The sequence below is a fragment of the Tessaracoccus luoxuelianae genome (assembly GCF_055326245.1).
In genome coordinates this window covers 24078-35737 of record NZ_JBUZNO010000014.1, presented here as the reverse complement: position 1 = coordinate 35737, position 11660 = coordinate 24078, and the positions used below count along the sequence as shown (strand labels likewise).

14 protein-coding genes, 1 pseudogene and 1 other annotated feature are annotated in these 11660 nt (G+C 65.6%); of the genes and pseudogenes, 1 reads left to right on the top strand and 14 read right to left on the bottom strand.

Annotated features, from left to right (window positions below; all coding sequences use genetic code 11):
* From ACZK39_RS15870 to ACZK39_RS15805, 14 genes and pseudogenes are all read right to left on the bottom strand, one after another.
* Nucleotides 1-1631: copper-translocating P-type ATPase (locus ACZK39_RS15870; RefSeq protein WP_463613886.1), on the bottom strand; the 1631-nt coding region annotated here is incomplete at its 3' end.
* Between the two features lie 47 nt (nucleotides 1632-1678).
* The gene (locus ACZK39_RS15865; RefSeq protein ID WP_458993586.1) at nucleotides 1679-2347 is read right to left on the bottom strand and encodes an IS3 family transposase; all 669 of its coding nucleotides are present in this window, start codon (nucleotides 2345-2347) and stop codon (nucleotides 1679-1681) included.
* Between the two features lie 79 nt (nucleotides 2348-2426).
* A complete protein-coding gene (istB, locus tag ACZK39_RS15860; protein ID WP_458993587.1) occupies nucleotides 2427-3191 on the bottom strand; it encodes an IS21-like element helper ATPase IstB in 765 nt (254 codons plus the stop codon).
* Nucleotides 3191-4441 (bottom strand): IS21 family transposase, encoded by a 1251-nt coding sequence (gene istA / locus ACZK39_RS15855; protein WP_463613885.1) that lies wholly within the window; start codon nucleotides 4439-4441, stop codon nucleotides 3191-3193. The genes istB and istA overlap by 1 nt, the downstream gene beginning before the upstream one ends.
* 48 nt (nucleotides 4442-4489) lie before the next feature.
* Entirely contained in the window at nucleotides 4490-4669 is a 180-nt protein-coding gene (locus tag ACZK39_RS15850; protein WP_458993589.1) for an IS3 family transposase, read from the bottom strand.
* 60 nt (nucleotides 4670-4729) lie between these two features.
* Nucleotides 4730-4858, bottom strand: a sequence feature (AL1L pseudoknot).
* Nucleotides 4816-5139, bottom strand: coding sequence for a transposase (locus ACZK39_RS15845; RefSeq protein ID WP_458993590.1), 324 nt, complete (start codon nucleotides 5137-5139; stop codon nucleotides 4816-4818). Its footprint overlaps the feature before it by 43 nt.
* Nucleotides 5102-5380, bottom strand: coding sequence for a hypothetical protein (locus ACZK39_RS15840; protein ID WP_463613884.1), 279 nt, complete (start codon nucleotides 5378-5380; stop codon nucleotides 5102-5104). The genes ACZK39_RS15845 and ACZK39_RS15840 overlap by 38 nt, the downstream gene beginning before the upstream one ends.
* A 343-nt stretch (nucleotides 5381-5723) precedes the next feature.
* Entirely contained in the window at nucleotides 5724-5981 is a 258-nt protein-coding gene (locus ACZK39_RS15835; protein ID WP_458996513.1) for a helix-turn-helix domain-containing protein, read from the bottom strand.
* A gap of 77 nt (nucleotides 5982-6058) precedes the next feature.
* Nucleotides 6059-6487 (bottom strand): annotated as a pseudogene (locus ACZK39_RS15830) (DDE-type integrase/transposase/recombinase); the annotation flags it as partial.
* A gap of 117 nt (nucleotides 6488-6604) precedes the next feature.
* On the bottom strand, nucleotides 6605-7024 hold the full coding sequence (locus ACZK39_RS15825; protein WP_068751134.1) for a GlcG/HbpS family heme-binding protein: 420 nt from the start codon (nucleotides 7022-7024) through the stop codon (nucleotides 6605-6607).
* A gap of 393 nt (nucleotides 7025-7417) precedes the next feature.
* Nucleotides 7418-8413, bottom strand: a complete 996-nt coding sequence (gene dhaK / locus ACZK39_RS15820; protein ID WP_068751136.1) for a dihydroxyacetone kinase subunit DhaK — start codon at nucleotides 8411-8413, stop codon at nucleotides 7418-7420.
* Nucleotides 8414-8462: 49 nt separating this feature from the next.
* Nucleotides 8463-9104: a dihydroxyacetone kinase subunit DhaL gene (gene dhaL, locus ACZK39_RS15815; protein WP_068751139.1), complete on the bottom strand. Its 642-nt coding sequence runs from the start codon at nucleotides 9102-9104 to the stop codon at nucleotides 8463-8465.
* An 18-nt stretch (nucleotides 9105-9122) separates the two neighbouring features.
* On the bottom strand, nucleotides 9123-9896 hold the full coding sequence (locus ACZK39_RS15810) for an HAD-IA family hydrolase (RefSeq protein ID WP_068751141.1): 774 nt from the start codon (nucleotides 9894-9896) through the stop codon (nucleotides 9123-9125).
* Nucleotides 9893-10771: a class II fructose-bisphosphate aldolase gene (locus ACZK39_RS15805; RefSeq protein ID WP_068751143.1), complete on the bottom strand. Its 879-nt coding sequence runs from the start codon at nucleotides 10769-10771 to the stop codon at nucleotides 9893-9895. Before ACZK39_RS15805 ends, ACZK39_RS15810 begins: the two co-directional genes overlap by 4 nt.
* A gap of 140 nt (nucleotides 10772-10911) precedes the next feature.
* Here ACZK39_RS15805 and ACZK39_RS15800 point away from each other — a divergent pair, with 140 nt between their 5' ends.
* Nucleotides 10912-11649, top strand: a complete 738-nt coding sequence (locus ACZK39_RS15800; protein ID WP_068751144.1) for a GntR family transcriptional regulator — start codon at nucleotides 10912-10914, stop codon at nucleotides 11647-11649.
* Nucleotides 11650-11660 lie beyond the last annotated feature (11 nt).

Here is an 11660-nt window from a genome sequence, read left to right as displayed (position 1 = left end):
GCGGCGATGGGGATGCCGAGGGTGTTGTACAGGAACGCGAACACCAGGTTCTGTTTGATGTTGCGCATGGTGGCCCGGGACAGGTCAACGGCGGTGACCACCCCTGACAGGGCGCCGGAGATCAGGGTGATGTCGGAGGATTCGATGGCCACGTCGGTGCCGGTGCCGATCGCGGAGCCGACGTCTGCCTGCGCGAGGGCGGGGGCGTCGTTGATGCCGTCGCCGACCATTCCGACGATTTTGCCTTCGTCCTGGAGGCGTCGGACCTCGGCGGCCTTGTGGGCGGGCATCACTTCGGCGACCACGCGACGGATCCCGACCTGGGAGGCGATCGCGGCGGCGGTTGCCCGGTTGTCGCCAGTCATCATGATGACCTCGATGCCGCGTGCCTGGAGGGCCGCGACCGCGGCGGGGGAGCCGTCCTTGATGGTGTCGGCGACCGCCACGATTCCCGCGGGGAGCCCGTCGACGGCCACCAGCATCGGCGTCTTGCCCCCTGCTGCGAGCGCGTCATGCAGCGGCCGCAGCGTGTCGGTACTGATGCCATTTTCGTCGAGAAGTCGCCGGTTGCCGATCAGGACGTCGTGGCCGTCGACGTGGCCGCGGACGCCTTGCCCGGTGACCGAGTCGAAGTCAGTGACCTCGCCCAGGGTGAGACCGCGGTCGGTGGCGCCGGTGACGATCGCCGCCGCCAGGGGGTGCTCGGAGCTGTTCTCGATAGCGGCGACCCAGCCGAGGAGCTGGTTCTCATCGAACGCTGCCACGGTGGCGACGTCGGTGAGGGTCGGTACACCCTTGGTGATGGTGCCGGTCTTGTCGAGGATGATCGCGTCAAGCTTGTGCGCGGTTTCCAGCGCTTCAGCGGAGCGGATCAGGATGCCGTGTTCGGCTCCCTTGCCGGTGCCCACGGTGATCGACATCGGGGTCGCGAGCCCCAAGGCGCAGGGGCAGGCGATGATCAGGACCGAGACGGCGGCGACGAGCGCAAACACGAACACCGGCGGGGGACCCACCAGCAGCCAGATCGCCAGCGTCCACACCGCGATGATGATCACGACCGGGACGAAGTAGCTCGAGACCTTGTCCACCAGCCGTTGGATGGGGGCCTTCGAGCCCTGGGCCTCACGGACCAGTTTGATGATCTGGGCGAGCAAGGTATCGGAGCCGACCTTGGTGGCGACATAGCGCAGTGCCCCGGTGGCGTTGATGGTTGCGCCGATGATGGTGTCACCGACCGTCTTGGCCGCAGGGATCGACTCCCCGGTCACCATCGACTCGTCGACCGCGGAGGATCCGTGAATCACCTCACCGTCAACGGGCATCTTCTCCCCGGGGCGGATCACGATCACATCCCCGACCACGACGTCCTCGACCGGGATCTCCAGCTCCACATCTTCGCGTAGGACGCGGGCGGTGCGGGGCTGCAGGCCGATCAGTTTGCGGATCGCCTCACCGGTGCCGGCCTTGGCTTTGGTTTCCAGGAGCCGGCCGAGCAGGATCAACGTGATGATCACCCCGACGGCTTCGAAGTACACCTGCCGCAGCTCCTCAGGCAGTAGTCCGGGGGCGAAGGTCACCACCAGGCTGTAACCGAACGCCGCGACGGTGCCGAGCGTGATCAGCGAGTTCATGTCTGCGGTGCGGTGCGACAGGGCACGCCACCTGAACCACCCCGGGTTCAGTGGAGAGTCGTGTGTGCTTCGGCGGCAGTCGCTGTCGAAGGGTTCTGGGCAGCATCGTAGGCGTGCTCGTATGCGGCGGGTGCGAGGTAGTCGCACCAGGTGTGAGGTCGGGTCGTGTTGTACCAGTCGACCCATCTCAGGACCTCGAGCTCGACGTGCTCGAGGGTGCGCCACGGGCCTTGGCGACGGATCAGTTCGGTCTTGAAGACCCTGTTGAGCGCCTCGGCGGCGGCGTTGTCGTAGGAGTCGCCCTTGGATCCGACGGAAGCGACGATGCCGAGTTCCTCAAGGCGTTCGGTGTAGCGGATAGCTCGGTACTGAACGCCGCGGTCGGCGTGGTGGACCAGACCGGTCAGCACGCGCCCGTCGCGCTGACGTTGCCAGATGGCCTGCTCAAGCGCGTCGAGGGCCAGGTCGGTGTGGAGTGAGCCGGCGACCCGCCATCCGACGATCCTGCGGGAGAACAGGTCCATCACGAACGCCACGTAGACGAACCCGGCCCAGGTAGGGACGTAGGTGATGTCGGCCACCCAACGGTTGTCCGGCGCTGGGGCGGTGAAGTCACGGTTGAGTTGATCGGCAGGGTGTACGTCCTTCGCCGGCAGGGTCGTGCGGGGTCGCTTGTGGTCACCGGCGATCGCGCCGGTCAGGCCCAGCGCCTTCATCCTTCGCTGTCAACGCCGGACGAAAACTGACCCCCTGTTGCCGATCGAAAATTGACCCCTCTCATGGTTGTTGTTGGTTCTACTTGGTTGGTTGGCGACGGTGGCCGCGGGTGCGGTAGGAGTCGCCGTCGAGCCCGATGACGTGGGCGTGGTGGACGAGGCGGTCGATGGTCGCGGCGGCGACGACGTCGTCGCCGAGGGTTTCGCCCCAGCGGCTGAAGGGCAGGTTTGAGGTCACGATGACGGTGCCGGTCTCGTAGCGTGAGGCGATCAGTTGGAAGAACAGGGCCGCGGCGGTGGTGTCGAAGGGCAGGTAGCCGACCTCGTCGATGATCAAGGCGCGGTAGCGTTTCAGCCGGCGCAGCTCGCGTTCGAGGGCGCCGGAGGCGTGGGCGGCGGCGAGCCGGTTGATCCAGCCGGTGGCAGAGTCGAACAGCACGGGATGGGCTGCTTCGGCGGCCTTGATGCCCAACGCGATCGCCAGGTGCGTCTTCCCGGTGCCGGGTGGGCCGAGGAGGACCACGTTCTCGCGTTTCGGGATGAACGTGCAGGTGGCCAGGTGCGCGATCAGGTCACGGGACGCGGCGGGGATGTGGTCGAAGACGAAGTCCTCGACGGTCTTGACGGCTGGAAGGTGAGCGGCCGAGATCCGCAGCCGGGTGCCGTTGGCGGTGCGGGAGGCGACCTGGCGGCCGAGGACGGCGGCGAGGTACTCCTCGTGGGACCAGCCCTCGGCGCGGGCCCGGTCACCGAGGTCGGTGAACGTCTCAGCGATCACCGGGGTCTTCAGCTCCCGGGCCAGGAACCCGATCTCGCCGGTCAGGTCGCTCGCGGTGAGGCTCATCAGGCCACCGCCCCGGACGCGCTCGCCGGGTCGATGCCGGTCAGGTCGAACAGGTCGTCGTAGACGCTCAACGGCCGCAGTCCGACGTCTTCGCCCACGCCGCGGGCATCGACGCGGACAGCCTTCTGGTGCGCCGCCCGCAGCGTCTTCGCGGTCGCGACGTGGGCAGGGTCGGTGAGGGTGCGCCGCTGGTCCCAACACCGCGCATGAGAGGCCACGGGTTGGCCGGCGCAGGTGACGGTGACGGTGTCCATGTCACAGCCGACGTCGACGAACCGGCCGATCACGGCGGGGTCGACCGAGTAGTCGTTACCCGCGACCCGCACGTAGTAGTCACGGCCCAGCCGGACCCGGCTACTCGACCCGACCAGCGGCGCCACCGGCGGCAGGCTGCTCATCGCCGCCACCTCCGACGCCAGCATGTCTGCTGGTCTAGCGCCGGTGCGGCGCAGCAGCCGCTGATTCGCCCGCGGTAACCAGTCCGCGAGTTGGGTGTTGAAGTCGGCCGGGGAGACGAACTCGCGGCCCGGCATGAACGACGTCTGCAGGAACCCGTTGGCCCGCTCCACCACCCCCTTCGCCTCCGGGTCACGGGGATTGGTCTGATAGATCCTGGTCCCCAACGTTCCGGCGAAGCCCCTCGCGGGCACCGTGAGGCGTCGGTGCTGCCCGATCCCTGCCTCGTTGTCCCACACCAGCATCCGCGGGACCGCCCCGAAGCTCCCCGCCAATAGCTGCCACATGCCCGCCAGCAGGTCCCCGGTCTGACGGGTCGGCAGCAACAGGGCGGCGATGAACCCCGACCAGGCGGCCACCATCGTCAACACCGGCGGCGCCGCGAGCACCCCGTCAGCCACCGGCACGACCCTCGGCGGGAACCACAGATCGCACTGCACGATCTCCCCGGCCCGATACTGGGTCCGATCCGCCGGGTCCGCCGGCAGATACAACGGCCGCAACTCAGCCACCCTCGCCCGCAGCACCGACGACGAATGCTCCCAGCTGATCCGCTCCGCGATCACCGTCGCCGGCATCCGCGGCGTCGCCGCCAACAACGCCCGGATCTGCGGCTCGACGGCATCGACCAACGACCCCGGCGACTCCCGCTCATACCTGGGCGGAACGTCCGAGGCCAACGCCGACCTCACCGTGTTCCTTGCCACCCCCAACTGGCGCGCGATCGCCTTGATCGCCAACCCCTCCGACCTATGAAGCCGTCGGATCTCGGCCCAATCCTCCACACTGATCACTCCCTCACTCTGACGGAGAGGGGTCAAAATTCACTCGGCGCCACGGGGTCAGTATTCACTCGGCATCGACATTCGCGCCACGGTGCAGCGCGCGACCGGTGGGTAGCGCACTCCCGTGGGCTGGCCGTGCTCGTCTCGGACCTCCTGGCGGTTGAGGACCTTCCACATCTTCATCACCCCGTAGACCTGGTAGTTCGACTGGTAGGTCGCCTTGATGCGCTCATCCAACGCTGCGTCGGCCAGCGCCCGCTGCGAGGGCGGGCGCGTCTTCGCCGCGTAGTAGGTGCTCGGGGCGATCTGAGCGCCGGCCTGGGTCAGGACGGTGCAGATCGGCTCGACCCCGAAACGGTCCTTGTGCTGGTCGATGTAGTCGATCAGCGTGGTGAGGGGCGGTCGAGCTCCGCCGCGAAGAAAGCCGAGGCCGACCTCAGGATCGCGTTCGCGCGGCGCAGTTCCCGGTTCTCCCTCTCCAGCTGCACGAGCCTCTCATGCGGGTCGGCCGCCGTCGTCGACGACCCGGGCACGGGACCAGGGGCACGCAACCAGTTCCGCAAGGTAGATCCTGGGATGCCCAACTGCTCGCCCACCTGGTTGCAGGCCCGCTTGACTGGGATCCCCGGGTTCTCCTTGATCGTCTCGTGCACAGTGCGGACCGCACGCTCACGCAACTCGTCGTTGTACTTCCTTGGTGCAGGCATGACTCCACTCTCCTGTAGAGGTCAAGACCCTCCACCAAACCCGGGGTGGTTCAGTCCGCACGATCTTCTGGTTGGCCTGACCGAGCCAGTCGGTGAACTGCTCGTTGAAATCGGCCGGCGGCCTGAACTCGCGGCCCGGCATGAACGACGTCTCGAACCAGCCGTTGCGGCGTTCCACGATCCCCTTCGACTCCGGATCCCTCGCCTTGAGCAGCACCAGGCTCGTCGCGAGGGTCCCCATGAACGACTCCACCCCCGCAGCCCTGGAGGCACCGCGGCCGATACCGCGTTCGTTATCCCAGATCAGCCGCGAGGAACCCTGCCCAACGCCTGCAGGAGTGCCCACATGCCCAGCAGCAGATCCTCGGTCGTCTTCGACGGGATCATCCGGCCGACCGTGAACGGGAGAACGCCGCGGTCATCACCAACACCGGCAACAACACGCCCGTCCCGGTCCCGACAGGGATCCTCGCAGGCGGGAACCACAGATCACACTGCGCCGCGTCCCCGGCGTCCCAGACGAGCCGGTCAGCCGGATCCGGGCGCCGCTGCTCCGGTCGTAGCCGGGCCACGTTCTCCCGGAACTACGACTCCGATCCCGTCCAGCCGACCCTTTCCGCGATCACCGATGCCGGCATCTCCGGACACCCGGCCAGCAGCGTCTTCACCCTGGGCTCGAACACCGCGAACGAGGTCCCGGTCGGGGTCCTCACATAGCGCGGTGGCGCATCGGAGGCGACCGCCTTGACCACCGTCGTCCTCGAGATCCCCAACCTCGCCGCGATCCGCGCGTTCGGCACACCCTCCGCGGCAAGCCTCCTGATCAAGGCCCAATCCTCCATAGTGATCACTCTCCGATCGTCGTGGGAGTGTCCACTTTTCACCGTCGAAAGTGTTCAGTTTTCAACCGTCGTCGACAGCCGACGGTTCCGATCGAGGGCGTGGCGCCGATGTCTGCGAGGGGTTCGCCGTAGCGAATCGAGGTGAATTGGGCGAGTTCAACCGGTCGATGCAACACCGCGGATTCTCGTGCCGGGCGCCGCGGGACCAGCGGGCCATCTCGATCGCGTTGAGGACCATCTCGGTGCGTATGTGCGATGCGACCCGCCACCCCGCGATCATCCTGCTGAACGCGTCGATGATGAAGCACACGTAGGCGACGCCCGGTCCAGGTCGTCACGAATGTCAGGTCGGTGACCCAGAGCCGGTTCGGTGCGGTCGCGGTGAACTCCCGCTTCACCAGATCAGGGTGCCGCGCCGACGCCGGGTCCGGCCTCGTCGTCTTGATCCGCTTCGAACCCCTCACGCCCTCGATCCCCGCAGAGCGCATCAACCGGGCGGTCAGGTCTCCACTGCTGCGGCCTTCTCAGGGCGCTTCACGACAAACACGCCATCGTCTGCCGCGCGGCCGTCGTCCTCAACGCCGTCATCGCCTGGGTCAAGACATTGTCAGACACGCCCTAGGTCAGAGTGCGGCGGCTCCGGCCTCGGCTACTGTCTGGTCCTCTTCGATACTGCCGGTGGACACTCCGATGGCACCGACGATGACACCGTCGCGGACGAGCGGAATGCCTCCGGGGAACACGACGATGCGGCCGCCGTGAGCATCGTTGAGACCGTACAGGTCGCCGGTCGGGCGTGTTGCTCCCGTGAGGTCTTTGGTCTGGGTCTGGAAGGCAATGGACGTATACGCCTTATTGATAGCGATGTGGATGCTGCCGATGTTCGCAGTATCCATCCGCACGTGTGCCTTGAGGTTGCCTCCGGCGTCCACGACGGCGATGTCCTGGGGCTGTCCGATCTCCTCAGCGCGCGCGATGGCGGCATCGATGACGCGGAGTGCGTCCTCAAGGGTGATGGTGTCCTGAATCTTGGGGTTCGACATGGTGTCTCCTCTTCATTGAAGGTCAGGTGTTGCGGGTGTTAGGCGTCGCATGAGCGACGACTGGGGTGGAGCCTCGGACGGTCCCGATCATGACTTGAAAGACAGTGGACCGACCGAGGGCTAGGGGTTCCCGTCAGATGACAGGAAGCAGTGCGATGGACAACCCGGTGGCGAGCGCGCCTCCGATGAGCGGGCCGGCCACGGGCACCCATCCGCGGACGTCTGTGTCCGCGGAGGTCAAACCGCGGGCTCGGATTGAGCGTGGTACAAGGGATGATGTGCGTGCGAGCGGCGCCGGGTGGACAGTCGAGGGCCAACCGCGGCCCACCCGGGGATTGCTCAGTGTGAGACTGTGCGGCGCAGCGTGACCTGCGCCGCACAGCGGGGGGCTCCTTAGAAGGTGCGGATCGGGATCTCCGCGGGAGCCTCGAGAAGTTCGCGGATCTCGTCGTCAAGCTTGACAAGCGTGATGGACGCGCCCGCCATGTCCAGCGAGGTGCAGTATTCGCCGACATAGCTACGGGTTGGGGTAATTCCTTGGGCCGCGAGCTTCTCGTGTGCGATGCCGTACAGAAGGTACAGCTCGCTGATGGGCGTGCCACCGAGACCGTTCACCATCAGCGCGACGTCATCGCCGCTGCTGTAGGGGATGTCGCTCACGATGGGCTCCAGAAGCAGGTCGACGATCTCGTTCGCCGGGACCCACTTCTGACGTGCACGGCCGGGCTCACCGTGGATACCGATGCCGACTTCGATCTCGTCGTCGCCGATCTCGAACAGCGGCTCGCCCTTGGCGGGCGGGGTGCAGGCGGTGAGCGCCACGCCCATGGTGCGGGTGACGGCGTTGACCTTCTCGCCGATCCGGACGATCTCGTCGAGATCCTTGCCGGCCTCAGCGGCAGCGCCGACGGCCTTGATGACGAAGAAGTTGCCAGCGACGCCGCGGCGACCGATGGTATACAGCGAGTCCTTCACCGCGACGTCGTCGTCGATGAAGAGGGTGCGCACCTTGATGCCCTCTGCGGCAGCGAGCTCTTCTGCCATTTCGAATGCCATCTTGTCGCCGGTGTAGTTGTTCACCAGCAGCAGCACACCCTTGTCGCTCTTGACGCGGCGTGCGGCCTCGACGACGAAATCGGTGGGCGGGGCGGCGAACACGTCACCGGGGCAGGCGGCGTCCAGCATGCCCTTGCCGACAATCATCACGTGTGCGGGCTCGTGGCCAGAGCCGGAGCCCTGGATGATGGAGACCTTGTCGTTGTTGGGCGCATCGGCGCGGACGATGAGGTTGTACTTCGGGTCGTACGTGAGCGTGTCAGGGTTCGCCAGGGCCAGACCCTTCAGCATCTCCGGAACGAACGCCTTCGGGTCGTTGATGAACTTCTTCATTGTGTTCTCACTTCCTTGTGTGGGATGGGGGTGGAGGGAGGGTGAGTCGTTACCAGGTCTCGGCGACGCGCTCGGCGAGCACTGCCATCGCGATGGCGCCCGGGTCGGGGGAGCCGATGCTGCGCTCACCGGTGTAGGACGCGCGGCCACGATGTGCCTCGAGCTTCGCGGTCTCTTCGGCGGCGGCGCGTGCGACCTCGGCTGCGTGCTGAGCGACAGCCTTGCCGTCCAGACCCTTATCGAGGTCCGCCTCGATGGCATCGGTGAGCGGGACCAGAGCGTCCAGCAGCGTCTTGTCTCCGAGGGAGGCGCCGCCGCGCTTCATGATGCCCTCGACGGCCGAGCGAAGCATCGCGACCACATCGGCCTGGCTGATGTCGTTCTTGTCTTTCACGGAGATAGCGGCGCGAAGGAACGCCGTGCCCCAGATCGGGCCGGACGAGCCACCGATACGGCCGGACATCGTAGTCGCAACCTTCTGGATGAAGGTGCTGAGATCCGACCGGTCGTACTCGTCCCATTCGGCGATGACGTTCTCGAATCCGCGAGCGAGCGAGTATCCGAAGTCGCCGTCGCCGACAACGGCATCCAGGTCGCTGAAGTACTTCTCATTGTCGACGCACGTCTGTGCGATGAGCTTGATGACGCTCTCGACGCGGGCGACGCCCGCCTGGCTGAAGGTGCTGCTCATGATGATCCTCGGGTTGGGTTATCGGATGGTGAGGGCAGTGAGGGTGTCGAGGGTGACCTGACCGGTCTCCTCGACGCCACGCGGGTTGGAAAGGAAGCGCGCTGGCGTCTGCGGCTGGTCACCCAGGCTGTCAACGACCAGTGCCGCCTCGGTGAAGTCCTCGTCGGCGGTGTAACTGGACACCGTCACGACCGTGGTGATGCCGGCCGCGGCGGCGGCCCGCAGCCCGTTCTGGCTGTCTTCGACGACCACAGCGTCCGCCGCGTCGACACCGAGGTCCCGCAGAGCGAGCAGGTAGATGTCCGGTGCCGGCTTCTTCGCCGGGACCACGTCTCCCGCGTAGATACGGAACCAGGAGGCGGACTCTGCACCGACCGCATGCTCCAGCACGGCGCGCACCGATTCTTCGGCGGACGTGGATGCGACAGCGAGCAGCCATCCTGCGTCGTGTGCAGCAGCGACGATTCGGGCGATTCCGGGCCGCCCGGGCATCTCACCAGCTCGAACCTTCGCTGTATAGCGGTCCGTCTTGAAGCGGTGCCACCGCTTGACGAGCTCGATCTGTGCAGCTTCGTCGGTGGGCAAGTTCGCCGACGCAATGAAGTCGCTGGTGAGAAGCGAGGCGAGACGCTCCTTGCCGCCGCCGATTCGTACCTTCTCGGCATAGTCCTCCTCGGACCAGTGCACGGGAAGGTTGAAATGCGCGAAGGTGTCGTTGAAGGCGGGCAGGTGACCATAGCGCTCGGTGTCTGCGAGCACTCCGTCGCAGTCGAAGATCAGGGCGCGAGTCACGGCTTGACGGCCTTCGCCTTGGCTGCCATGCCATCGGAGCCGAACCACTCGATGTGGTCACCGATGACGCTGGTGACAGCATCACCGATGGCAGTCATCAACTTCGGCGGATCCCAATGGTTGTTGGCGCGTGCCCAATCGAGATGCTCCGCCGATGCCTGCATGTACGCGTGCTTGACGGCTGTGGAGATGTTGATCTTGGAGACGCCATTGTTGATGAAGGCGCGGAAGTCGGCGGGCTCAAGGCCGGTTCCCCCGTGAAGAACAATTCCCTTGTCCGTGAGGTGCGCGAGTTCGCGGGCGCGCTCAGGGAGAAGGGTCGGCTTGGACGTGAACAGGCCGTGGCTCGTGCCCAACTGCGGGGCGAGCAGGTCAGCACCGGTGCGCTCCGCGATGGCTGCGAGCTGGTCGACGCTATACGCGTGGTGGGCTTCGTCGCTGCCGACTCCGTCTTCGACCCCGAGGATGTTCTCGATCTCGGATTCGACGTCGACGCCCGCTGCGTGAGCCTCCTTGACGACTTCCGTCGTCTCACGCTCTGCATCAGCAAGATCACGGTCAGAAGCATCGAAGAGAACCGATGACCACCCGGCGGCAATGACGTCAGAGAGGACAGAACGGTCCGGGCAGTGATCCAAGTGGAGCGCGACCGGCACGGATGTGTGCCGCGTGAGCGCCTGGAAAAGGCTCGTGATGAAAGCGGTCCCCGAGGTGCGAACAGTCTTTGTCGAGACCTGGACAATCAGAGGCGAGTCCTTCTCCTCGGCTGCGGCGATGACCGCGCGCATGCTGATCTCGTCGAAGACGTTCACGGCGGGAACCGCGTATCCGTGCTTCCGAGCTCCCGTCGTGAGACGACGAGTTGATACGGCCATAGTCCGATCTCACTTCCTTGTGTCGAGCTCGGGCCAGAACATCCTTCGTTCCGGTCCGTCTGGACCCAGAGTACATGGCTATACAACTCTATACAAGACCTACTTGGTAAGATCATGTGGAAAATTCTGGAGGCGTAAGGATGACCGACGTGATTGAGCGCGACTCAGCGACACCGATCTATCAGCAGCTCGAGGACATCTTTCACGCGAAGATCGCCAGTGGTGAGTGGGCACCCGAGCAGCGCATCCCGTCGGAGAACGAGCTGAACCGGGAGTACAGCCTGAGCCGCATGACGATTCGTGGTGTGCTCAACAAGCTGGCGGGTGAGGGTCTGCTCATCCGCGTCCCTGGCAAGGGCACGTTCGTCGCCCCGCAAAAGATCAACGCGGTCTCTCCTGCATACAAAGGAATCCGTGAGCAGCTCGAAGTGCTCGGGTACGACATCGTGACGACGTTGATTTCTACGGAGCGCGCTCCCGCGCCGACGAGAGTGCGTGAGCACCTGAATCTGCCGGAGGGCGCCGAGGTCATCGCCATCATGCGACTGCGGACGGTAGACGGGAAGCCTCTGAGCGTCCACCGCTCCTTCGTGCCAGCGAGCCTCGCGCCGGGACTGGATCAGCTGGATGTCGTCAACGAGCAGCTGTGCGTGGTTCTCGAAGACAAATTCAATCTGTCGATGAAGAGTGTCTCCGAAGATCTGGAAGTCATCGCCGTGGACGGAACCGACGCCAAGCTGCTGGAGCTGCGCAAGGGCGACCCGGCACTGCTGTTGACGGATGTCATCACGAACCCGGCAGGGACGGCCTTTGAGTACTCGACCATCGTCTTCCGCGGCGATGCGGTGCGGCTGAAGTTCGATTACAAGCGTGAGTGAACCCGCCGTGG